The organism is Enterococcus sp. LJL51, assembly GCF_049894025.1.
Classification (GTDB): Bacteria; Bacillota; Bacilli; order Lactobacillales; family Enterococcaceae; genus Enterococcus_L.
This window is the reverse complement of the sequence record NZ_JBNEQE010000029.1, coordinates 1-23,903: the sequence shown is the minus strand read 5'-3', so window position 1 is coordinate 23,903 and position 23,903 is coordinate 1. Positions and strand designations below refer to the sequence as shown.

The window sequence follows — 23,903 nt, the reverse complement described above, 5'->3', positions numbered from 1 at the left end:
CAGAATGCAAGAAGAAGCTTTCAGATGAAAAAACAGGTTCGATTTATCGACAACGGAAAATCGATGTAGAACCAGTGTTTGGGCATCTAAAGGCTCATTTGGCGTTCCATCGTTTCCATTTACGTGGAAAACAAGGAGCGAAGATTGATGTTGGTTTGGCTCTCATGGCACTAAATCTAAGAAAATTAGGAAAATATATGGAGAGAAAGAGAAGGGAAGAAAAAAAAACAAGCCCGATTTTGACATTCATCATCAAAATCGAGCTTATTTTCTTTTTGAGAGTGGATTATGTCCCACTCCCTTTTTTAGCAATAGATAGGTTTGAAACATAACTAACTGTCCCATCTTCTAGTATCTTTAAACTAACTCTATACAGGCTGATGCTCGCTAAGCCATAGTTTAATATTTTCCTGTAAGGCTTTATCATAGGTAAAATGATTGAGTTCAGCTGTTTTTTCAGCTAGCTGGGCAAAAAGGTCTACTGAATGAATCAGTGCTTGCCAGCTGCTTTCTAAATCAAAGCCGCCAAAAATATCAAACAATGCTTCATATACTTCTGGCTCGGCCCACTCGCTAATAAAGCGGCCGCCGTGCCATGTATCATATTCAATGCCATGAAGAGACTGCTCATACCATTCAATCATCTGGAGCAGGATATTCTTGTAGTCCATTTCTCTAGCCTTGGCTGACCACAAATCTTCTCGAAGAAGTTGTTTGCTGATATACATGGTCACAAACCAAAACATCTGATTGACTTGCGTAAAAGCTGGTTCATTTAAGGGCATTTTTTCAGGTATAACTGTTTTCTTCGGTAAAAGTTCTGCAGCTTGTCCTTGATTATCAAGAATCAGCTGAACACCGCGTTTAAATAACCAGGGAGTTTCCCCTGAAGCCAGTTGTTTCTGATATTCTTCCCCTGTTTTCACTACAAGATCTACTTGGTGCCCTCCTTCGAACAAGGTTAACCGCTCAGGATCATTTCCTAAGGTTTTTGTGGGAAAGGAGCTCCAGATATTTCCGAACTGAGCAATAAATTCTGAAGATTCTAGATAGTAATGGGGTTCATCTGTATATATTAAGATATCTAGATCCGACCATTGATCAGCCGGGCACTTCTTTCTAGCTCTAGATCCTATAATATAAGCAGCTTTAATATCTTTCCTTTGTTTCCCCACTGTAGCAAATTCAGCTATTAATTGTTCAAAAAATGTTTGACTATTTTTCATATGTTTCCTCCCATACTGTTTATTCAAAAAATGTAGTTCTTAGCTCTACTAGTCTGAATACTACGGGCTTCTTCTTTTCATCGCTAGGCGATAATTGTTCAAATGTTCTGCCCGACGATTTTAGCAACCTTCTTGTAGAAGATTCAATCCTGGAGCACTTAAAAAACGTTAGTTTCCACAGATATGCGGCTTCTTACTCCGGATTTTTCCACGTCTGCTTCCTCTCGTGCATTCTACTACTCATTTCGCTGGATAAATTAGTAATTCTTTATTTTATATAGCTAAATTATTTCATTAAATAGAGTAAAAGTCGATAGGTTTAAGAAAATAATCGAATTAACTTAACCGCTTTTTATTTCTGATGAGATGCAAAAAAACAGACGAATCATTTTAGGTTTGATTGGTCTGTTTTAAACAAATAAATTAACTTTCTGGACGTAAGCTAGTCGCTTTAAAAAGTGCTTGTACAATAATTGGTGTAATAATCACAGCTCCGATTACCTCGGAAACCCCATTAGTTACAACAATTCCCCCAAGTACTGCTATTAGACCAGAAGGGTCAACGCTATAGGCAGCTGCTAAAGGAGTAGTGTATAATAAACCCATAAAGAGCAGAACAAGTATAGTATTTGTTAATGTTCCAAATACGGCAGCAGTAATTGTAGCAGGTAGAATTTTTTTATTTTTGCTATAAAGCCAATGAAACAAAAATCCAGCGACTAATCCAACCAGCACTCTAGGTAGTACAGAGATAATCGGATTGGTAAAAATTAGTGTATCGAGAGGTGTTGTGGGAGAGGTAAAGGCTCTGATAATTGTAAAAATCCCCCACATTAAACCAATAAACATGCCGTCTTTTGTTCCCAAAACTATTGCAGCAACAATCACTGTAATATGAATAATCGTTAGACTAGTGATTCCTAAAGGTATATAGCCTAAAAATGGAACCATTGTCTGTAAAATAATAAGGGCAGTCAGTACAGCTCTGATTGTTATACGGTAAGCTTTAGTTTTTGTATTCATTTCTTTTCCTCCTTTGGAACATAACTTTGCAATTTCAATGACACGTGTGTCATAATAGGATTATACAATATAATGACACGCGTGTCATTAATTAGAGGTGATTTTATGGTAAAACAATCAAATAAAGAACGTCGAAAGATGAAACGGGAAGCCATTCTGGAAAGTGCCCGAAAAGTATTTAGTGAAAAAGGTCTGATTGATGTTACAATGAAGGATATTATTGAGGAATGCGGAATTAGCCGCGGCGGGATTTATCTTTACTTTGACTCAGTGGATGAAATCTTCATTGAAACCCTAAAGCAGCGTACTACGCGAAAATTTGACGGTATCCGCTCAGCCGTTCAGGAAAATGTTCCTTTTGAGGAATTACTGGATACTTATTTAGCCAGCCACAAGGATCGTTTATTAAACCACATTGACAGCAGTCTTCTGCGTCCGATGTATGAGTATTATTTTACACACAAGTCCGAACAGGCCTATCAGTTTCAGCAGTCTCAACTGGAAACGACAACACAAACGATTCAGGAAATTCTTTATTTAGGAGTTCGACAAAATATTCTAAAGGATAAGGCTCTTGATAAAATTGCTGAAAATTATATGTTTGTTATTGAAGGTTTGGGAATTCTGGCGTTAACTGGCGGAATTACAGAAGAACAAATAGCCAGTCAATTTCGTATTATGAAATCCCTCCTTCCAAGAATGGACAGTTAGAGGGTATAAGGATGTATGGCATAATAGTGATATCTCCCCTTCCCCTAAAATCAAATAAAGACGGAACAGAATGAAAATAGGAGTTATTTTCGCCTGTTCCGTCTTATTCATTTAGCCAGTCCCGTTCTATCACAGTTTCTTTTTAATTTATGCTGTACTTATCATCAATAGAGTATTACAGCAAATAGTTATTTTCTCTGTCTGCTACCTGCATTGTCTTAAGTGAATATGTCGCATAGCCTCCAACAACAAGCGGCTCTTGCTTACACAGCTCATCCGCTGCTTCATAGCTTTCAGTTTTTAAGATGACCATTCCTGCCACTCCTTTGTATCCTTTAAATACACCGCAGGATTCCAAATAGCCAGCATCATCCAGCCTTCTTAAATTTTCGACATGCTCCTCCACAATTGCCTTTGTTATTCTGTTATAGGTCTTGCTTTTTTCTATAAACATAACATACAACCATTTTTCCATATTCTCACCTCATAAATAATTTTTTTATTAATTATCTGCTATTTTTCTGAAGTCTCCCTGCCCGTTTCTTTTTGCAGCCGGGCAACCCACACAAAGCGATGTTGCTGATTCTGGATAAACCCATTTTGCTGTAATTGATCATTAAGATAAAGTAACTCATTTAGATTTTTTTCTACTGAAAAACCGGAATATTCCCATGGAATTGTTTTTACATAATAAATCAAACCATCCATATCATAAAACTTTTGAAAAGGATAAGCTTCATTTTTATATAGGATTTCAAAGTTGTTTTGCTTTAATTTTTCCAGCACAGGAAATAGATGCCAATCAAAGGATGGTTTATTAAATCCTGGAATCAGTTGAGAAGATAAAACCAGCCCATTTAAATCCCCTACCTGTTGAGAAATAAAAAGTCCCTGATTTTTTAATACTCTTCTTACCTCTGAAAATGAAAAAGATGCTTGAGAATTTAGTACTAAATCAAATGAATTATCAGGGAAATCCAAAGATTCATCTGACTCAACGAATTTAACAACAGCTCCTTTAGGTTTTAGCCTTTCAAGCAGCAATTGGTAATTAGGCAGCCAGCTTTCAGTAACAGAGGTGTTTTCAAAAGGGTGGTTAAATGAGCTCAGTAGTTCTCCCCCGCCAGTTCCTATATCCAACAGCTTTAAATCAGGTCTTAAATAATCTGAAACTAATTTCCTATAACACCAGGGGAGTTCCTGCTGGGTATATTTTTGCTTTAAATAAGAAAAATCCCACCCTGAAAAGTTTTTTTGGTTTTGCTCACTTTGTAGCCAAGATTCTATTAAATTTATATCAGTCATTTTCTGCATCTCCTTAGTATTAAATGGTCATATTTTAAGGATGATACAGCCGGCTTGACAGGATAGATACTTTTTCCCTTGATACAATGCCTGTCAAATCAACTGTATCAAGGAGATACCTCGTTTTCGAACCATATTATTCCTCCTTCAATGAATGAACCATCAAATATGAAGCTACAAAAACATAAACATTAGATGACTTTATTTTGATTAGTGCTTCTTTGCTTTAAGTAAAGAGCACAGGTATTAAAGACGGTTTCAAAATGGGGACTGTTAGAACCTCTTTTCCATTACATCGTAGCATAAAAAATCCCCATTCTCAGTTAAAATTGTGTGATAGCTCATTTCTCGGTACCCTCTTTTTAGGTAGAAGGTTTTTCCTGGAAGTGAAGAATCAACTGTTCCAACAGAAAAAGATTTGGCGATTACCCCTTCTCCAAAGTTCATCAGCAAATGACCTATTCCCTGACCTTGATAGCTAGGTAGAACAAATAGACGATAAATTTCATTTTGATGAATACTAATTGTTCCGAGTAGCTGCCCTTCATTCATTACTCCATAGACTCTTTCTTCGTCAATGTCTTTAATTATAGTAGATAATTCATGATGCTTTAGAAAAAAATCCACCGCTCCAACTGGATAATACTTTGGATAACATTCCTTGATTGTTTCCATAGTGAGTGTCAAAACCTGAGCAGCTAATGCTTGATTTAGCTTAATTATGTCCATCGTTCTTCCCCTAATCATCATTCGTCTTTTTACTACCAGAAAAATAGATAGCTGAAATCTTTTGAATATCTAGTGGCTGCAATTTTTAGTATTCATCTAAATAAACACGCTCATCAGTCTCATTAAAGTCTGCCACCTTTTCTTTTCCCTGCATGGGATAATCCGTTACCAGACCAGAAGCACCTGCCTCTAAATAGGTAGTCATATTATTTGGGTCATTAACAGTCCAAATATAGACTGGCAGCCAAGCTCTGCGAAACTCCATCAAGTTTTCTCTACTTGCCATCCATTCTTCAATAAAAACAAAATCAATATTCATTGTACGAATGATATCCGGACTTAAGTAGCCTAACCCGCCGAAAATACAATAACCACTGATTGTTTCAGGAAACTTACGGTTCATTTCGCTTATTAATTTATATTCCAGAGACAAGAAAATCGCAGACTCCAATGCTCCATGTTTTTTCATGGTTTTGGCTACTACATCTACAAGATTTTCTTTTTCTTTATTATGCCTTTTAAGCTCGACTGCAAGATTGATTTTTCCTTTGGTATAGTTCAACACTTCTTCAAGTGTGGGGATTGTTGCCTGAAATCCATTTTGCTGTAGCTTGATGTCTTGCAGCTCTGCTGCTGTTAAATCATACACATACAGATTTTGACCAGCTAACCGCTGCAGGGAATCATCATGAATGACCATCGGTACACTATCCTTAGAAAGTAGAATGTCGATTTCCGCGTATTCTGCCCCAGCATCGATAGCTCCTTGAATAGCTTCAAGACTGTTTTCTACACCGGAGCTGCTCCCTCGGTGCCCGATAACAATCGGCTGGTGAAGTCCTTCTCCCTCCTCGGAAGAACGCCAAAGAAATAAAAAAGTGGAACAGACAGTGAATAAGATGAACACATTTCGAAACCGACGATTGCCAGCGGCTTTTGAGAATATATTTTTTATTCGTTTAAATGAATAGCTTTCGCCTGCTCCCTGATTTTTCTGATTATACAAATTGAGGTACCATTCAGAGACAAGGATAATCAATACAGGACTTACAAACAGCTGACTTGCCGAATACACTAAGAAACCTGTCCAAGCTAAAAAACTGTTCAATGATGGAAGTAAACTCGAGTTATTAAACAGCTCGCTAAGTGTAGCTGGAATATAGCCTACTGTAACTAAATACTCAGGCAATAGTTTAAAAAGACCAAAAACAATCAGATAAAAACCAATCAGCTTGACTACGGCCAGCGGCTCTTTTTTTACAAGAAGAATACTCCTTTTCGCAGCACTTAAAAAAGATCCCCCTTCAATAATCATTATTGGTAAGGTAAAAATTGTGAGGAAGAAAAGACAAAATAAGGACGCGAAAAATAAACCAATTAAAATCGCTCCCATACTGCTTTTTCCAAGCTCGCCAGTTATGAAATTAGGTATGCGAAAATAAGGAAAAACAAGACTGGAATAACCTAAGCCGGTTATCGGCAGGAATAAAAAGGTGTAAATAAAAAAACTAATCATGCTAATTGGCTTTACACTATTTTTAAACACTGAAAAATTGCTGATTATATTGATTAATGATGGTTTAGGATTCTCTTTTCTATCAGCAATAAAAGTTAAAATTATAGAAAATTCAAAATAGCTGATAGCGGCTAAAAGAAGAATCATCACGAGACCAGACAAAAAGCCGATTGGCGTCATAAAAAAGCTCAGCATATTATTATTGAACAGTACACCAAAGCCTGTTGTCTGTAGTCCTATTTGAAAAATAAAATCAAGAATCGGCTGTATAATAACTCGGTGACCAATCCGCATTAGTGTGACAAAAATCAAAATTTGAATGACTTTTCTCCACCACTCGGGTATCTTAAGAAACATTTTTTTACTCATAAACTCCCCCTGCTTACACATATACTTTGTAAATCTAATAACATGAACACGTGAGATTGTTAGAATCCATTTTTTGAACTTGATAGAATTTTCTGTCAATTATTCAGAAACTCCCTTTAACTCCATTCGTAATGCAACTCCATCATGCCCACTTTATTATAAACTATAATTTGTGATTTTTTTCATTTGTTTGAAAAAAATAGTACTGGAAAATAAAAGAATAGTTAACAGAGTGCAAAAGCACGCCACTAACTATTCTGATAAATTATTGCAGCAGATACTATTTAAGTCCGCTGCTTCCTTCTTCTAAAATTTTCATTTGTAAAAGGGTTTCTTTATCCTTAATTATCTTCTCTTTTCCATGGATGATTGATTGATACACCCCTTCATAGACTCGGCTGTAGTCACCAACCTCTGAAATTACTTTCTCCTCATGATAAACGCCATCATGATCCATATAAGTTAAGACGCCGTAATGTTCAGGCAAATCAATACCAAAATCCGGATGATTAGGCAGATAGAACAGCTTCAAATGCTCTTCCTGGCGATCCTTAGTCTGTTTCACAAAGGAGCCCTTCTTCCCATAAACAACAAAACTAGGACGTTCCTTCAAACGGAAATAACTGGATTTCACAGATACTTTTGTTCGATTATAGTAAAAATCCAAATCAAAGTAGTCATTCATCCGCCCTTCACCTAAAAGCTGTCGAACATCATAATGAATGGCATCTGGTTCGCCAAAATAAGACAGAACCTGATCAATGGTATGGCAGCCATGCCCATATAGATAACTGTTTATTTGTGAATAGTTTGCTTCTTCGGGGATTTCTGGACGGAAATAGTCATAATGCATCTCCACCTCTAAAATATCTCCTAGTTTGCCGCTTTCGATAACCTTTTGAACAGTCAAAAAATCTGAATCAAATCTGCGGTTCTGGTAGCATTGAATAAACAGATTTTTTTCCTCAGCCAGTTGAAAAAGTTCTTTGGCCTCAGCTGCTGTTTCCGTGAATGGTTTTTCTATTAGAGCATTTTTACCATTTTCTAAAAGCAACTTGCCGTAGTGGTAATGAAGACTCCCCGGGGTGGTAACAACCACTAGCTGAATTTCAGGATCATTAAGGATATCATTGATTTCTGTCGTATACATTGTTTCCGGCAGCATATCCCATGTAACCTTTCCTGATGGTGAAAAGATGGTCTTTACTCTAATTTTATCATTTAGTTTTGCGACAAATGGTAAATGGTAGCGATTTGTACTTTTGCCATTGCCAATATAAGCAATCGTCAGCATAGTCTAACCTCCAGTTCTGTTATACTTATGATTATAAGTAATTCTAAAAAATTAAAAACCAATTCGCACAATATTGGAAATAAGTTCCAGTTTATTGATGGAGTCTATGTTTTAGCTGAAACTTATGTCCAATTATGTGAATAAAATGAGAGTAACAACTGTTTATTACATTGAAAGGACTGGTGCAGTATGTTTTTAATAGATGATCTAAAAAATCAGCAAACCTTCACTTTTACAGAAAAAAGAATAGCAGGATATATTCTCGAACACCTTTCCGCTATTCCTCGTCTAAGTATTAATGAACTTGCTGAGCAAGCCTTTGCTTCCCGTTCGGCGGTAATCCGTCTGTGTCAAAAGCTTGGTCTCTCAGGATATAAGGAGTTTAAAGCCGCTATTGTTGAAATCATTCCAAGCTATTCCCGCTCTCTGGATACTATAAATCCTAATTTCCCTTTTGATATACAAGATAGCTCAGAACAAATTGCTCAAAAAATGGGCGAGCTGATGTCCGTATCCATTCAACAAGCAGTATCTCAAATTAATGGAAAAGTTATTGATGAAACCGTAGAAATGCTTTTACAGGCAGAGCGTATCTTTCTGTTTGCTCGAGGCGATTCTCAATTGACAGCAAGAAGCTTTCAAAACAAGCTAATGAAAATCAACCTGTTTCCGATTTTGGCTGAAGAGTACGGTGATGAGGAATGGACTGCTGCAAATCTGACAGCAAAGGATTGTGCTCTTTTTCTGTCATACGGTGGCAATAATAGCAAGCATAGCAATATACTCACTCATTTTTCGAAGAACGCTATTCCCAGTATACTGATGACTGGAAATAAGAACTCTCCCCTACTTGATTTGACCTCAATTCGCATTGTCATCCCACAGGTTGAGTATGACTTTGCCAAAATAGCCACTTTTGCTTCCCAAACGGCTTTCGATTATCTATTAAATACTATTTTTTCAGTTCTCTACATGAAGCATTATCGAAGCAACATCGAAAAACTGCAGACTGTTCAGCATTTATACCAAACAGGTTTATTTTCAGATTAAAGCCGCAATACTGGAGTACGGTCAATTTGATGAGTACTCCAGTATTGTGGCTTGCATAAACAGTATTTTTGTAACGATTTTTTATCTCTCACGATTAGGCTTCGACTTATCCCCTAAGCACAAGGAGTTTCCAATCATTCAATTATAGTGGTAAGATCCAAAGCCAATATACCTAACCCACATCTTCTGGAAACCGGGTGTAATCCTATTTTCTGTAACACTTTTCTTTGAGATAGTTCAGTCAACAATTTAGTGGATTCCTATATAAATTTTCAGCTCAACATCCTTTGTCTCGCTATTTGGGTATTCTTCAAAATCACATAGATAGGTGCGTTTAAATGGCAGGATACTCGAATGAAAACTCTCCCAGAATTCAGGTACTGCTTTATAGACCTCACCTCGAACAACAAAACATGTGTATTTTCCTTTAGGAATTTTATGGGTCTCAATATGGGCTGGGAGAGCTGCTTCTTCTCCTGCTTCACAGGTAATAGAAATTTGACAATCCCTTGAGCTTTTAGATAAATCTGTATACAGCTCATAAACCTGCTCGCTGCACTTATCAAGAATAACAGGGTAGCAGTCTTTATAAAATCTGCCCCACAAAGACATGTCTGGAGTTTCATCTTCTGACAAGGTAGAAATTCCAACAAGCGTTTTTTCTTCAAACTCTATAATCGTAAATGGTTTTTCTAATCTTTGTTTTGCTTCCTTACTTTTTTGATTTTTTTCCATGATAAGAAATAGATAACTGCTGCCATTGGTCTGTTGTTGATAAGTCTTAACGGGTTCAAAGCTTAAACGCTTATAAAGAGTAATAGCCCGCTGATTAAATTCGGCAACAGCTAAACGAATGCTTGTAAAGCAATAATTTTCTATTAAATAAACGAGAACAGCTTCCAGATATTTTTGTCCTAATCCCTGTCCAGTATGCTCAGGCTTGATTCCCATACCAAATTCAATCGTTTCGGAATGATTTTCCTGAAATACACAGAAAAAACCAAACAGCTCTTCATTGCATGAAAACTTGAAAATAGTGATCTCCACGCTGGTCAGGATGAATCAGCTCCTCGTAGTCCTCTGGATCAGCAGTCATATCATAAAAAGCATACACGCCAGGGTATTTCCATTCATCTGCAATCTGTACCGCAGTTTTTTGCTCCATTCTTTCTATTTTAAATACCATGTTCTTTCTCCTAATATTTTTTCTAAAATATCCAAAGCAGTTTTGATTTCTACCTGAATTAAGTCGATAAATCTTCAATCGATTATTAACATCTCGTTTTCATCAAAACGCCAGTTTCGACCGTAAGCTACTTCCCAATAATACCCATCAGGATCACGGAAATAACCAGAGTAACCTTCCCAGTAGAGCGCTTTTTGAGGCTGCTTGGCAATGGTACCTCCATTAGCAAGAACAGCCTCCATCAGATTGTCCACCTCTTGTTCGGATTTTAAATTAATCGCCAAAGTAATGCCCCCGAAGCTATCAGTTGTTTCTGGCGGGGCTGCTTGATTAATATCCTCAGCAAGGTTTTTAAGAGGATAGAGCTCGAGTTTGGTTCCCTGATTATCAAAAAAGACAATTGCCGGCTGCTCCTCTTTTTCATAAGTTTTAAAGCCAATGCCTTTGTAGAATTTTAAAGACTTTGGTAAATCTCTTACACCTAAACAAATTAAATTAATTCGATTCATTTCTCGTACATCCTTTCTCATTCCCTGATATATTCTTGTGAAGGACCAATTAAAATGTTTTACTATCCCATACTTGTATGAGTGAATAGTATGGGAATCGTTGCTGTTTCTATTAAAAACAGAAAATACGTTCCCCTTCTTCTCTTATTTTAAACGTTTCAACTTCTAAAAACAACAACAAAGAGGTTGAGATAGAAATGGTTAGCTTCAAGCACTAATCAGGTACTTTTCAGCATCTGAGTTTGTGACATAAGTAAATGCCCAAACTCTTCTTTCTCTAAAATCCGAATAAACGGCGTTCCAAAAGTAGCTCACTACACTTCGTTCCGATAGCATCAACCTCTAAGTGCTAAAAGCACTAAGAGTTGAAGTTCTCGGAAATAAGCCGAACTATCTCAAAAATATGAAAAGCTCCAGGTAGGTATCAATCAACATCTACTCGGTTCCCTTGTAGTGTTTCTTGACAATTTTCGGATAATTCGTCTTATTGCTGTGAAACACAGCGAGGGATGAGCTGATGTTGAACAGTACCTACTTGGTTCTCGAAGCTAAACACTTTTGTCTCGACCTCAGTGATTCTAAGCAATAAAAAGGGATTTGTGAAAATGGCAGGAAATACGAATGTAAATCATTGATGTTGACTGATTCCTATCTGATGCTCCATAAATTTTTTGCTAAATTTCAGCTCATTATCGAAGGAGTAGTTTCTGCCTCACCGTTTTATCGGATTTAGGCACAGCTAAAGGTCTGGGAATTTATTTATGTCCCAGACCCTCTGTTTACTATGAACGATATTTAAATTCTTGTGAGCTCATTCGGTTAGCTTTGCTTACTGCATAAACGCAAGCAGCTTACTCAGATTACCTGAATAAGTCAAATAGACGCTTTGCATGGCTCTGGAAATTGCTGTATAGAGAATTTTTTTATCTCTTTCAGAGTGATATTTTTCTTCAGAGATATCATAAATTAGTACATGATCAAATTCCAATCCCTTTGAGAGGCTGATTGGTACGATTGTTATCCTTTCAGTATCATTATCCACGGAATTATTTTCAAAATCCGCCTTAAGCGATTCTGTTTCCTGTTCTGTTTTTGTAATAATGGTTAAATCCTCACCATTAGTTTCTTCAAGAAGCTTTTTACATAATTTTAAAAATTCTTCCTGATTTTTGAAAGAATGAAGCTGAGGCGCCTGTCCATCTTTACGCACAGGGACAATCGTCATTTTTGTATCCTCTGAAGCGAACTGACCGAATGTTTTTGTAATTGCACCACTGGAACGATAGCTGCTAAGCAAATCATAACGTTGTACGGCCTTATTTTCTGCGTTAAATAATTCTTGAATTTGCTCAAATGGTGTAGTTGAGTTAAAAATTGCCTGATTCTCGTCACCTACCATAGTAAATTCTGTTTTAGGAAACAGCTCTATGAGCAAGTCTAGTTGGACTTGAGTGTAGTCCTGTACTTCATCGATTAGTAGAAACTGCATTTGGGGCACGTCAATTTTTTCAATCAGCAGGTGTTCAACCAATAAGAATGCCGTTCCTTCATCTAAAGTTAATCGCCCAGAATGCTGAGGAAGAAATTTCTCGCTGCTGTAGCTGGTATAGACTGTTTGGAAAATTTGTTCCTTATTGATCCACCGATTCTGCCGAATTGCTCTTCCTATTGCTGCATATTTTTTCTGCAGCAGCTTCTTTCCATAACGAAAAATACTATCTTCAGAATCATCTGAAATCAGTTCACCAAAGTATTTTTTCTGCAATTCTTCACTCAAAGAAAGAATTTGATTCTGGATTTTAGGACTTCGTGCCTGCTTTATCAAGCGCCGTTCCCAGTAGCTGCTTAAGCTTTTTTTTACTGATTGGAGTTTATCAATAAGTTTACTATAGCTTGGTGTTTCGTTATATAACTCAGTGAGCTTTTCTTTTGAAATTACTGCCTTGCCGCGATAGCTAAGCTCAGTAAAGAAATCAGGTTGAGCGAGCAGTAGTGAATCAGCGTTTTTAACAAAGTTTGTAAATGCTTGACTACGCAGCTGTTTTGTCTGCGCATCAACAGGATGGCTGCTGATCCTGTCAAAAAGCTCCTCCTCATTTTCAAGCTCAGCAGCTGCATAGTTTTGAACAAATTGAAGCATCGTCAAATTAAGTGGATTTTTTTCTCCTAATGCAGGAAGAACCTTGGAAACATAGTCGATAAACTGATTGTTGGGAGATAAAATCAGAATATTATCAGAAGTAATTTTCTGACGCAGCTGATAAAGCAGATAAGCAACTCTCTGCATAATGGTTGAAGTTTTTCCACTACCGGCTATGCCGTTGACTAAGATTACTGGACTAGTCGTATCACGGATGATTGCATTTTGTTCTTTTTGAATAGTTGCTGTGATATCCGCCATATAGCCTTCTGAATTATTTTCTAATGCTTCTAATAAAACATCATCCTGAATAGCAATGGAGGTATCAAAATATTTGATGAGCTGGTCTCTATCAATGATAAATTGTCTGCGCCCTTTTATTGCTACAGGTATTGTCCGTTCATTGACTGAATAACTGGAATCTCCCAACTCGTTATTATAAAAGAGTTCTGATATAGGAGAACGCCAATCATAGATTCTACTTTCTTCAGCATCATTAGTGAATCCGCTGATGCCAATATAGAAGTTTTCTAAAGGCTCTTCATCCAGATAATCAACAGAAATTTTTCCGAAGTAAGGAGACTTCAATAGCGCCTCGACTCGCTTCAATTCATTTTCGGCACTTTGCAGACGAATATTCATTTGATCGATTTCTCTGTTTTTCAGCTCAATCATTGAAAAAGTATCCAGATTATCTGAATAGCTGTCAAAATTTAAGCGAATATCTTCTGTGATAGTACTTAATGCAGCAGTTCCTTCCTCTTTCGCTTGTTTTAGTAATTCTGTCAATCTGCTTTTTGTTTCGAGCAGCTCACCATATACCACAGCTAAATATGCTTTTTCTTTCTGCAATTCCTCTTTACTCATAAAGCATCCCCCTCTTATTCGCTAAAGTAGTGCAACTGAAAAATATAGCATACTTTCTATGATTAAGCCAGTATTTCAAATCAGAAAACACTGCATGCCTTTTGGATAACTAGCTAATTAATAAACGGAGTCTGTTGTTTTGACTCGATTTAGGACTTGTATGACTCAAACTGCATCAAGTAACCGTAGACGGCACTGGAATGGCGCTTTTTGCCAAGGGGCTTCCGGCCAACTACCAAATCATTCGCATTATTTTCCTTTTTCAAAAAAAGAACTTGAAACAAAAGCATCAATCCCCTGCTTTTTGTTCCAAGTTCTATGTTTGTTTTCTTTTTTAACCTATCAATACAAACGGGTGTATAACCCTTTTTAAAGCTATAGCTTATTCTAACAATTCTTTAGAAATGATTTCCTCTAGATAGATGCTTAGCCAGTGATAGGCTTGTGCTGTTTTCCAGATGGAATTTTTTATCCGTAGAGCATTTTGGTTGAATAGCGATTCTTTACGATTAGTAGAGTCAATTGAATCCAGGAATTCGTCTACATGCTCAGCTTTTTCTTTGAATTCTTTCAAATTGTACCCATCAAAAAGCTCTTTATGAGCAGAAACAACTTCCCAGCGATATTCAATATAATTAACAGAAACAATCGCTTTTCTATACTCGCTTCTATTGAGTCGAACCATTTTCCGTGAAGCACCGGCTGTATCCGATTCCTCAAATAATTTTTTGACTTTTTCGTAATCTGCTAAGAAACGATTTCCAGTGAACAGTTTTCTTGTTGGAGTAGCTTCCTCTTCCGTCATATCTTTGTGCTGCTTGCTGTCAGTTTTATCCGTTGCTTTTTTATCAACAAGTTCCACAAGTGACGGCTTCTTCTTCTCCATTGCTGTCGACTCTTTATAATCCTTTTCTACTGGCGCTGGTTTTTCTGTAACAGCGGACGTATCTTCAGAAACAGCTGCTTTTTTTGTCTCGTCCTTTTCTGACTTGGACAAATTAGCTTCATTGATTGGCTTCGTTTTCTCTGTAGATATTTCTTTTGAAAGACGTTCAACCTTTAAGGCCTTTTCTTTAGCTACAGGTTCATTTTTGACTAATGCTTGTGTTGACAGCGGCACTGCTGTAGTGACTTTTCCCCCAGATAAGCGTTGGAGCTCTTCCTTCTGTTCAATAAGCATTCTGCTCATGTCAGTGGTTGTTTTTCCATTTTCTTCAATAAAGTCAGTAATTGAATATTCAATGCCATCAACTTTACCAGTTATACTCTCAATTTCTTTTTCAAAGGCCTGCAGCTTCTGTTTAAATAAAATGTTGCTTTCTTTTAGTGATTGCAGGATAGGCTCCCATTGCTTCTTCTGAGCATCAGCTGTATTTTTTTGAATATCCTCTGACTTTTTCACAAACAGCTCTTCAATCACTGTTGTCGGCTCTGTCTGTTCCTGTGTTTTTTCAGCAACACGCTTATCGATGTTCGCGATTGTTTCAGAAATACGATCAATGTTTTTCTCAACATCTGAAAGCTTTTGATTCAGTTTAAGGTTATTTTTCTCAAGCGTTTGAACCATAGGTGTTAGTTGCGCCTGCTGATTATTAATCAAATCCTGTAGAACCTTTTGTTTCACTTCTTCATTTTGCGTATTTAAAAGTTTATCAAAATCAAGCACTGGTTTACTACTGTTCTCCAAGTGAGACAGGATAGATTGATCCATTGTGTCAATCCGCTCATGGGTTTGTTTAATCCGGTCTTCAACATCACTCATCCGCTGGTAAAAAAGCTTATTATTTTCAGCTAAAGTAGTAGATAATGCTGGAAATCCTGATTCTTCACTCTTCAGTAATTCAGTTAGCTGAACAAGTTGCTGATCTTCTTGTGGAGGAGCTTCAATGAACTGTTTAACGTTTTCCAGCAGTTGAGTACTTTCCTCACTCTGACTGCAAAGCTGAGTATCTACAGCAGCTAATTTTTCAGTGATTTTACTCAAAGTACCTTCAAGAGCATCCATCCGCTCAGCGATCTGCTGTTCTTTCTTTTCAAGACCGCTAATTAAAGTATGGAGCTGCTTTTCTTGATTGTTCAATGTTTTAGTAAAGTAGGTAAAGCTGGAGTTAGTCTTTTGTGCCTCCAACAGTTTCTCCAAATGCTTCAGCTGTTCTAATTGCTCTGCAGTTTCTGTCTTGCTGCTGTTCAGCTGTTCTTCAACACTGCTAAGACTAGCTGCAACACCTTCCATCCGCTCTGTCGAAACGTCTGCGGCTTTTTCAACCTGCTCGGAAAGATTCTTATGACTGTTAGTTATCTCTTCAACTGCAGCTGTTAACAGCTGTTTTTGAGCACTTAATTCCTGTGTAATCTCTTCCAAACGTTTTTCAGAAGCTGCTGGCTGTTCCGCCTGTTTTTTTAGTTCAGCCATAGTATTCTGAAGCTGTCGAATGTCTGAATTGATTTTCTGAGTTTCAGCTCCCAACTGCTTTTTCACACCAGCTGTTACTTGATGAATCTCTTCAGTTAAAACAATCATATTCTCTTCCAGCTCACCATACAATTTATCTTTTTGAAAGTCAGCTTTTTCTTCATGGTCAGCTGCTATTGTTTGATAAGCCTCTATCAGTGAAGATTTCAATGTGTTATTCTGTTCTTTTTGACTAGCAGTAAAAGATTCCAACTGTTTTTTCATTTTACTAATGCCGGTTTTATTTCTGTGTCGTAGTTCTTTTAATTCGTTTTGTAGCGTTTCTGTTTTAATCGCCTGAGAAGCCAGTAGCTCCCTGTTTGCAATTGTATAATTTTGTTCAAAGTCTTCTTTAAGCTCTGCAAGAGAGCCTATGATTTCTTCCTTCATTTCAGCCTGAATGTTTTCCAGCTGCACAGTAATTTCCTGCTTCATCGTTTGTTGATAATCTTGAAGCGTTTCAGTCATCAGGGCAGACATGTTTTCCTCCAGCCCCTTTTTCCAGCGGTCCCATTGCTGGTTCTGCTCTTCGTTCATCTGATTTCCAGCACTTGTCTTCTGTTGAGGAGATAGTTGCGTACCAGACTTCAACAAGTCAAAAACAGTCTTCAGCTCTTGTTGAAGATGGCGCTGGTCAAATGAAGTTAGTCCGGCTTTACTTGAACATTCTATTTTTAATACTACTGTTTGATTTTCAAAAAATTCTATATAGCCGTCTTCAATCTTAATTGCTTTATTCCTTTTTTGAAAAAGATTCAATCCTTTGGAAATTATCTGTTCTATTTTTTTATCATTATCTGTATCAGTGGTGAACGTTACCTCAAAATGGCAACGCCCCTCCCCAGTTTCTTCTATACCAGATACCAGCTGTACATCTGTATAAAACCCCATTTTCTTTTCCTCCAAAAGTAATTTCTATAAATACTCTTATAGTAAAGAATAGCTTTTATTTCATAAGATTGCAATGCTTCTATTATCACTATTTAAGGATTTTTGGATTTTTCCAATCATTTTCAAAAGGAATTAAAAATAAACTTTTTGTTTTATCTTATTCAATTTCTTTCCTATTGCTAAATAACCCCTTGCAGAAGCATCTTAAATCCATAATATCTGAATGTAGATTTATCAGTGCTAGTTTGCTCAGATAAGCAAGCCGCTTTTTGATCAGCTGTTGAAATAATGCTGGTAATGGCAGACCAAAGGATATAAACGATTTCTGGAAACTTCACAGAGTCGGAAAGCCTTCCCTCTGCTACTCCTTTTTTCAGTAAAGCTTCGAGTAGGTCGCTAAGCTCCTCAACAACCACTAAAAAATTATTAAGCTGAGAAGTTTCTGTAGCCTCTACTTCAGGATGTAGCAAAGCAGAAAAATAAATAGGATAATTTTCTTGGTAGGCCGCGAGTGTCTGACAAAAAGAAAAATAGCTATCAAAAAAATCTGCTTCCAACTGAACAATTTCAGCGAGTGTTTGTTTAAGTCTTATTATGTTTTCGTAGGCCGTCCCATAAAAAAGAGCTTGTTTGCTTTTAAAGTATGTATAAAGCGTAGTTTTGCTATAGCCAGCCTCCTTAGCTATTTGATCTAGTGTGGTTGCTTCAACTCCTTGTTTTAAAAAAAGTACTTCTGCGGTCAGCAACAGCTGGTTTTTGTGGAATTGTTCGAGGGCAGTTTTTTTGTCCATTATTTCAATCCTTTCCGAACTTAGAGTTCATTAATTATACCCTTAGTTTTTGCTGATATCAAAGAGTTTTACCAATTAATAGAAAAAAGAACCCTAGGAGACCTCGATATTATAGGCTTCCTTGGTTCTTTTAAATTTAGTTCATTTTAGAGTTGAAAAGCTAATTTTTTAAATAGAGATTTTAGGAATTAGATTGTCAAGATAAAATAGTGTTTTTTCTTCAGCCAGCTCATCTAAGTCCCCAATCCAGCGAAATGCTGTATGCTCTTCGTTATCCAGCACTATTTCCTGTGTAGTGTCAATCATTTCCCCTGCATAAATCAATCGAGTAAAGACTTGCTCTTTTATCGGATCAAAGGTGCTGTCTTCTGAAAGAATGTTCTTTAGCCTAACAGTCAGCCCAGTTTCTTCCATCGTTTCTCTTAAAGCCGCTTCACAAGGCAGTTCCTTTGGCTCCACCCTGCCGCCGGGAAGATCCCAGTAGCCTGCGTAAACATTAGCTTCTCCGCGTTTAGTAGTGCTACGCTTGATAACTAGCCATTTTTCTCCTTGTTTAAGCAGTACATGTGCAATCAATCGATGTGTCATTGCAACACCTTCATTTCTTATGAATTTATTTTAGCCTTATATGCCGTTCCCCAATCGTCCATCACATTTAGAACACTTTCCAGACTCACTCCAGTATCAGTTAGGGTGTATTCCACTCTGGGAGGAACCTCCGCATATATTTTTCTAGTAAGCAATCCCAGCTCTTCCATCGCTCTAAGATTACTGGTTAATACCTTCTGAGATATTTGGCCTATCCCGCGTTTTAGCTCGCCAAAGCGTTTTGTTCCAGTCATTAGCTCTCTTATAATTAGAACTCTCCAGCGATTATTGAAAAATAAAAGCGTCGTTTCTACAGGACAATCCGGCAATTTATTCATTATAATCCCTTCCTTTTCCATTAGTATCCAAATGGATGCTATAGCACTTTTAAGTGCTTACTTCACAAAAGATTGTTATGTGTTTATTATAAGTATATAGAATTAGAAAATCAATTAAAAAATAACTCTTGAAAGGAATGGATTAATAATGAAACTTGCAGTAATTGGCGCAAACGGAAAAGCAGGTCAACTAATTGTGAAGGAGGCTCTAGCAAAAGGGGTTGACGTGACAGCTATTGTCAGACAAGTAAATAAGTCTGAAGCAGATAAAGTCTTAACGAAGGATTTATTTGATCTGACTTATTCAGATTTAAAAGACTTCGATGTTATTGTTGATGCTTTCGGCGTTTGGGCACCTGAACAGCTCCATCTTCATAGCTCTTCTCTCAAGCATCTTGCTGATATTCTTAGCGGACATAAAAATCGTCTACTGGTAGTAGGCGGAGCCGGTAGTCTATATCTTGATAAGGAACACAAGAATCGCTTAATGGACCAGTCTGATTTTCCAGATTTATTTAAACCCTTAGCTGAAAATATGGGTGCAGCTTTAGATGAACTGAAAAAAAGAAACGACTTCAACTGGACATACATCAGCCCAGCGGCAGATTTCCAAGCAGACGGCAGACGAACTGGGAGCTACACTCTAGGCGGCGAGGAATTCAAGACAACCGCAGATGGAAAAAGCTATATCAGCTATGCTGATTACGCACTCGCTGTAATTGATGAAGCTCTTAGCGGAAGCCATTACCAACAACGCATTTCTGTCATTTCAGAGTAAAACCAACTAACTAAGTCATATGTGTAAAATGAAGCTTTGGAGGAATGTGCTGATACGTACTGATGGTAGTCTTCTCCTACCTTTAAAAGCTACAACATTCATTGCCTCTCTCTTTTCTGCTGTATCTTATACCTATCTTCAAAGTAAGCATTGAGCCGTATTAATTGAATGAATCCTTATTAGCCGATACAATAAAGATATAGATATGAACGGAGGAAAATGTAATGAAAAAAATGTATGAAACAGCGATGACAAATCATGGCGGCAGACAAGGGTATGTGGAAGCACCAAACGGAAGCATGCATATGGAAATCACGCCTCCTGGCGTACACGCTGAAGGAACCAACCCGGAACAATTATTTGCTGCCGGTTATGCATCATGTTTTAATGGAGCTTTACAGCATGTTTTAAAAGAAGGAAATGTAGAATCAGATACAACAGTTAAAGCTAGAGTATCTTTATATACAACAGATGACGGCGGGTATCAAATTGGTGTTGTCATGGAAGTTCATATGGAGGGATTGGATAAAGCAACTGCACATGATTACCTTGAAAAGGCACATGAATTCTGCCCGTATTCTAAAGCGACTAAGGGAAATATTGACGTTCAATTGGAATTAATATAAAAGCAAACTTAGATTAGAGGATAGGACAGAAGTGTTTAGTCCCGAGAAACAAGAAGAGATTCACGGAAATGACAGAAAACACGAATGTGAGTCAGTCGATGTTGACTGATTCCTACCTGGTGTTCTTCAAATTTTTGTGAATTTCGGCTTATTTCCGAAGGTCTTGCTCCTGCGGTTACTCGTCGCAGATGATAGTAAGGTATGTGCTACTGCTCCCACCGTTTATCCAGATTCCACGTAAGTGGGACATAGCTCAATAAGCTATGTCCCACTTACTCTTTTTTTATAGAATTTCTCTATATCTCACTGTTTTTCAGTTTTAGGCATACTAAAAATCTGTATTTTGGTTATGTTTCGGATTTGTTTTTTTGAAACAGAAACAGTGGCTACTTCCCTTTCCGCATATTTTCAAGTGCATATTCTTCGATGCGAATATCTTCAAATGAAGCTTGTCTGCCATTACCAATTGGAGCCTGTGCAACAAATCCTACCTTCAATAGCTGACTGCAGGGCAACGAAAAATACCGAACCATGCGGTATTCGCTGCCATCCAAGGAGTAATGCATAGCAAAAAGCTGTCCTTTTCTTGAGACTTGAAGCCAGACCTGTTTTTTAGATAGTTCTACACCATTCGCATCATCTGAAACCTGGTTTGTCACAACACTAACAACTGATTTTGTTCCTAAATCGGTGAGTTCAAAGCACAGCTTTCCCCATAAATGGGTGTTTTCTAGAAACATCAAGCCACAACCGTCGTAAGTTTCATCAAAATCTGCTGTTACTTTAGCACTCAAAATAAAATCACCTGTGAGCTCTGTATAGAGAAATGGCGCATTCAGCCCTTCTTTTCCATCGGCAGGATCAATAAAATAATCAGACTGTGGAGTAGCTTCCATCGTTAAATTACCTGATTTAATTACGCTTCCCGTTTCATCCAGCCAGTTAAATGTCCGATTCTTCATTATAATCATTTGTTGCTCTCCTCTCTTTAGCAGTCTTTTCCACCTGAATAGTTGAAAACAGCAAAATAAGACCAAATAGAAATAATGCTGCGGTCAAAATGGATAAATTAAATACATTGCTCAACATACCTAAAAGAAAAGGAAGACCTGCTGTTCCTACGTAAGCCAAGCCGATCTGAACGCCCATGACGGCTCCAGAATTCTGACTGCCAAAACGAGATGGTGTTTCGTGCAGCATGGTTGGAAAAATCGCGGCACAGCCTAAACCAGTTATGATAAATCCCAGCATTGCTGTAAAATAACCGGGGCTTATAAAAACAATTCCCACGCCTAATAAAATGAATAGCTCGCTTAAAAATAAAATTCGCTGGTTCGACAACCAGAAGGTAATAAAGCCTGTAAGCATGCGTCCTACAGTCAGACTTGCATAAAAAGCTGAAACAATAAAACTTGCTTGACCCACTTCAATTCCTTTCACAGCAATTAAATAACTGCTGCCCCACAAACCCATACTTGCTTCAATTCCCACATAAAAAATGAAGGAAAGGACAGAGAATTTTACTCCTGGGATATTCAGTACCTCTCTGAGCTTCAGCGGACGTTCCGCTTTTTCATCTGCTGCACCTTTTTTCGATGCTAGAGGCGCAGGTGTCTTGTCTTCTTTGGACCAAAGAGGCAGGCTAAAGCATAAAACAACTGCTAAAAAGAACTGAATACCGCTTAAAAGCAAATAACCTGTACGCCAGCTTGCCCCCTTCAGTAGAACAGCTCCCATAATCATAGGACCTAAAGTAGCTCCAATTCCCCAAAAACCATGAAGCCAATTCATGTGGTGTGCTTTAAAGTTTAGGGCTACATAATCGTTAAGCGCTGTATCGATTGCACCTGCTCCAAGTCCCAGCGGGAAGGCAAAAACAATAAAGAACAAATAACTGCTTGTAAAACTAAAACCAATCAAACCAGCTGCTGTTAGCAAAACACTAAAAATTACTAACTTTGCTGTACCGAATTTTCTAATTAAGCGGGCAGTTTGCAGACTAGAGATTACTGTACATATAGATATAGCCATAGCAATCAGACCTGCTGCACTTAAATTGCTGTGAATATCTTTATGAATAACCGGCCATGCTACTCCTATTACTGAATCCGGCAGTCCCAAGCTGATAAAGGTCAGATAAATAACTCCTAAAAATAGAATCATTCGCTTATTTTTTGTCATGTGGCCCACCCCTTTGCTAAAAAGTTATCGATTGCTAGTTGAATGGCCCCAGCATAATTGCTTTCCTCAATTGGAGGATTTAACAAAATCATGGGCTTTGTCCATAATTTTTTCTGGACTTCTTTAATCCCGGCAATCAGTTCTTTTTCCTGTATCACTTCATCATTAATAACAATCATTTCCGGACTAATTAACAAGGCGACCAGCTCCAACAAGTAATTAATTATTTTTTTTCTTTCAATGATATCTGCACTCGCCAAACACTCATCAATATTCTTTTCTCCATTACTTAGCATGCCAATTTCACCAGCAAACTGCTGATACCCTTTATAAACTTTTCCATCAATCACGATTCCGGTTCCCACACAGCTGTTGAAAGAAAGATAAACCAGGTTCTTAATCAGGTTGTTGCTAGCAGCTTGTCCAAATGCAGAAAGATTCAAATCATTGAGAATCTCCACGTTTATCTTGGAAGGAAATTTACTTAAAAAGTCAAAGGTATATTGTTGACGCTGCTCCAGATTTTCGCCATAAATAAATCCGTTAGCTACAGGAATACCAGGAACTGTCAGTACAATATAGTCAATTTGCTGCTCCTTTTTCAATATTTCCATAAGAGTTGTTTCTAATTGGTTTGGCTCAATTGTTCTCGTCAACAGCTGCTTGCCTGTCAATGAGAAAAGTATACAGCGGCAATTTTGAAACCCAAATTCGATATAAAGAAACGGGGCAAAGCGACTGGATAAGCAATATTTTTCTGCTGGTCTTCCCCCAATAGATTCAGGGTCGCCAAAAGATTCTACTGATTTTTCCTGAATCAAATCAATCAGCTGATTTCTGACAGTTGTTACGCTGATACCAGCAGCTTCCGCTATCTCAGGCTTTGTCGCACTCTTGACCCTTAAAAGAAATTCAATAATCCTACGCTCATTATAGGATTTCATATTTTGTGGCTTTACACCCTTCATTGCTTCATCCCTTTCTTACGAAACTTACTTTCGAAAGTTTCTAACGGAAGTGTAGCATAAGTTCTATTCTTCCGCAAGAAGATATGGATTGTTTTAGGCGGATTTTTCTTTGGAATCATAGGACCTATGAAAAAAACTGACTCTACCATTTATAGAAGCAAAACTAAGCTTATCCGCTAGGCTGGTTTGCGAAGTTTTTTTCTCAAAAAAGAACCTGGAACAAAAAGCAGGAAATAACGGCTCTATACTTTTTGATGTTGGTGGAATTCCACCAATATCTTTTTTATTTTCCAAAACAATAGAAAAGACACCTTGAAATCCTTTAGAATTAATTTGGCGAACCAATCCAAAAGGAGGAATCAAGA

General features: G+C 37.5%; 24 protein-coding genes. 5 read left to right on the top strand and 19 right to left on the bottom strand.

Going from position 1 to position 23,903, the window contains the following annotated elements; translation table 11 throughout:
- Positions 1–332: transposase (locus ACPWSO_RS17560; protein ID WP_426084871.1), on the top strand; the 332-nt coding region annotated here is incomplete at its 5' end.
- Between the two features lie 36 nt (positions 333–368).
- Here the strand turns inward: ACPWSO_RS17560 and ACPWSO_RS17555 are convergent.
- Together ACPWSO_RS17555 and ACPWSO_RS17550 are read right to left on the bottom strand one after the other, a co-directional pair.
- Positions 369–1,226 (bottom strand): aminoglycoside 6-adenylyltransferase, encoded by an 858-nt coding sequence (locus ACPWSO_RS17555; protein ID WP_426084870.1) that lies wholly within the window; start codon positions 1,224–1,226, stop codon positions 369–371.
- A 423-nt stretch (positions 1,227–1,649) separates the two neighbouring features.
- Positions 1,650–2,249, bottom strand: coding sequence for an ECF transporter S component (locus ACPWSO_RS17550; RefSeq protein ID WP_426084869.1), 600 nt, complete (start codon positions 2,247–2,249; stop codon positions 1,650–1,652).
- A 105-nt stretch (positions 2,250–2,354) separates the two neighbouring features.
- Between ACPWSO_RS17550 and ACPWSO_RS17545 the strand changes: the two genes are divergently transcribed.
- Positions 2,355–2,960 carry a TetR/AcrR family transcriptional regulator gene (locus tag ACPWSO_RS17545; RefSeq protein WP_426084868.1) on the top strand — a complete coding sequence of 202 codons (606 nt, stop codon included), beginning with the start codon at positions 2,355–2,357 and terminating at the stop codon, positions 2,958–2,960.
- A 175-nt stretch (positions 2,961–3,135) separates the two neighbouring features.
- Here ACPWSO_RS17545 and ACPWSO_RS17540 read toward each other — a convergent pair whose 3' ends face one another.
- From ACPWSO_RS17540 to ACPWSO_RS17520, 5 genes are all read right to left on the bottom strand, one after another.
- Entirely contained in the window at positions 3,136–3,435 is a 300-nt protein-coding gene (locus tag ACPWSO_RS17540; protein ID WP_426084867.1) for a YciI family protein, read from the bottom strand.
- A 38-nt stretch (positions 3,436–3,473) separates the two neighbouring features.
- Positions 3,474–4,265 (bottom strand): class I SAM-dependent methyltransferase, encoded by a 792-nt coding sequence (locus tag ACPWSO_RS17535; protein ID WP_426084866.1) that lies wholly within the window; start codon positions 4,263–4,265, stop codon positions 3,474–3,476.
- 273 nt (positions 4,266–4,538) lie between these two features.
- Entirely contained in the window at positions 4,539–4,994 is a 456-nt protein-coding gene (locus ACPWSO_RS17530; RefSeq protein WP_426084865.1) for a GNAT family N-acetyltransferase, read from the bottom strand.
- A gap of 85 nt (positions 4,995–5,079) precedes the next feature.
- Positions 5,080–6,879 carry a glycerophosphoryl diester phosphodiesterase membrane domain-containing protein gene (locus ACPWSO_RS17525; protein ID WP_426084864.1) on the bottom strand — a complete coding sequence of 600 codons (1,800 nt, stop codon included), beginning with the start codon at positions 6,877–6,879 and terminating at the stop codon, positions 5,080–5,082.
- Between the two features lie 280 nt (positions 6,880–7,159).
- Positions 7,160–8,173 (bottom strand): Gfo/Idh/MocA family protein, encoded by a 1,014-nt coding sequence (locus ACPWSO_RS17520; protein WP_426084863.1) that lies wholly within the window; start codon positions 8,171–8,173, stop codon positions 7,160–7,162.
- 189 nt (positions 8,174–8,362) lie between these two features.
- Here ACPWSO_RS17520 and ACPWSO_RS17515 point away from each other — a divergent pair, with 189 nt between their 5' ends.
- Entirely contained in the window at positions 8,363–9,223 is an 861-nt protein-coding gene (locus ACPWSO_RS17515) for a MurR/RpiR family transcriptional regulator (protein WP_426084862.1), read from the top strand.
- A gap of 249 nt (positions 9,224–9,472) precedes the next feature.
- Here the strand turns inward: ACPWSO_RS17515 and ACPWSO_RS17510 are convergent, their stop codons facing one another.
- The 8 genes from ACPWSO_RS17510 to ACPWSO_RS17475 all read right to left on the bottom strand — a co-directional run bounded on the left by ACPWSO_RS17510 (position 9,473) and on the right by ACPWSO_RS17475 (position 18,985).
- Entirely contained in the window at positions 9,473–10,270 is a 798-nt protein-coding gene (locus ACPWSO_RS17510) for a GNAT family N-acetyltransferase (RefSeq protein WP_426084861.1), read from the bottom strand.
- Complete coding sequence (locus tag ACPWSO_RS17505; protein WP_426084860.1) at positions 10,236–10,409, bottom strand: hypothetical protein; 174 nt, start codon at positions 10,407–10,409, stop codon at positions 10,236–10,238. The genes ACPWSO_RS17510 and ACPWSO_RS17505 overlap by 35 nt, the downstream gene beginning before the upstream one ends.
- A 74-nt stretch (positions 10,410–10,483) precedes the next feature.
- Complete coding sequence (locus ACPWSO_RS17500; RefSeq protein WP_426084859.1) at positions 10,484–10,918, bottom strand: VOC family protein; 435 nt, start codon at positions 10,916–10,918, stop codon at positions 10,484–10,486.
- Positions 10,919–11,747: 829 nt separating this feature from the next.
- Positions 11,748–13,925, bottom strand: coding sequence for a HelD family protein (locus ACPWSO_RS17495; RefSeq protein WP_426084858.1), 2,178 nt, complete (start codon positions 13,923–13,925; stop codon positions 11,748–11,750).
- Between the two features lie 382 nt (positions 13,926–14,307).
- Positions 14,308–17,268, bottom strand: coding sequence for a hypothetical protein (locus tag ACPWSO_RS17490; protein ID WP_426084857.1), 2,961 nt, complete (start codon positions 17,266–17,268; stop codon positions 14,308–14,310).
- A gap of 179 nt (positions 17,269–17,447) precedes the next feature.
- The gene (locus ACPWSO_RS17485; RefSeq protein ID WP_426084856.1) at positions 17,448–18,059 is read right to left on the bottom strand and encodes a TetR/AcrR family transcriptional regulator; all 612 of its coding nucleotides are present in this window, start codon (positions 18,057–18,059) and stop codon (positions 17,448–17,450) included.
- 168 nt (positions 18,060–18,227) lie between these two features.
- Positions 18,228–18,647: an NUDIX hydrolase gene (locus tag ACPWSO_RS17480; protein ID WP_426084855.1), complete on the bottom strand. Its 420-nt coding sequence runs from the start codon at positions 18,645–18,647 to the stop codon at positions 18,228–18,230.
- Between the two features lie 17 nt (positions 18,648–18,664).
- Positions 18,665–18,985: a winged helix-turn-helix transcriptional regulator gene (locus ACPWSO_RS17475; RefSeq protein ID WP_426084854.1), complete on the bottom strand. Its 321-nt coding sequence runs from the start codon at positions 18,983–18,985 to the stop codon at positions 18,665–18,667.
- Positions 18,986–19,133: 148 nt separating this feature from the next.
- Between ACPWSO_RS17475 and ACPWSO_RS17470 the strand changes: the two genes are divergently transcribed.
- Both ACPWSO_RS17470 and ACPWSO_RS17465 read left to right on the top strand, forming a co-directional pair.
- Entirely contained in the window at positions 19,134–19,763 is a 630-nt protein-coding gene (locus ACPWSO_RS17470; protein WP_426084853.1) for an NAD(P)-dependent oxidoreductase, read from the top strand.
- A 224-nt stretch (positions 19,764–19,987) separates the two neighbouring features.
- A complete protein-coding gene (locus ACPWSO_RS17465) occupies positions 19,988–20,389 on the top strand; it encodes an organic hydroperoxide resistance protein (RefSeq protein ID WP_426084852.1) in 402 nt (133 codons plus the stop codon).
- Positions 20,390–20,775: 386 nt separating this feature from the next.
- Here ACPWSO_RS17465 and ACPWSO_RS17460 read toward each other — a convergent pair whose 3' ends face one another.
- The 4 genes from ACPWSO_RS17460 to ACPWSO_RS17445 all read right to left on the bottom strand — a co-directional run.
- Positions 20,776–21,360, bottom strand: a complete 585-nt coding sequence (locus tag ACPWSO_RS17460) for a DUF1349 domain-containing protein (RefSeq protein ID WP_426084851.1) — start codon at positions 21,358–21,360, stop codon at positions 20,776–20,778.
- Positions 21,332–22,570 (bottom strand): MFS transporter, encoded by a 1,239-nt coding sequence (locus tag ACPWSO_RS17455; protein WP_426084850.1) that lies wholly within the window; start codon positions 22,568–22,570, stop codon positions 21,332–21,334. The genes ACPWSO_RS17460 and ACPWSO_RS17455 overlap by 29 nt, the downstream gene beginning before the upstream one ends.
- Positions 22,567–23,538 carry an ROK family protein gene (locus ACPWSO_RS17450; RefSeq protein ID WP_426084849.1) on the bottom strand — a complete coding sequence of 324 codons (972 nt, stop codon included), beginning with the start codon at positions 23,536–23,538 and terminating at the stop codon, positions 22,567–22,569. The genes ACPWSO_RS17455 and ACPWSO_RS17450 overlap by 4 nt, the downstream gene beginning before the upstream one ends.
- Before the next feature lie 93 nt (positions 23,539–23,631).
- Positions 23,632–23,903 (bottom strand): hypothetical protein (locus ACPWSO_RS17445; protein ID WP_426084848.1); only part of this gene is annotated, 272 nt, incomplete at its 5' end.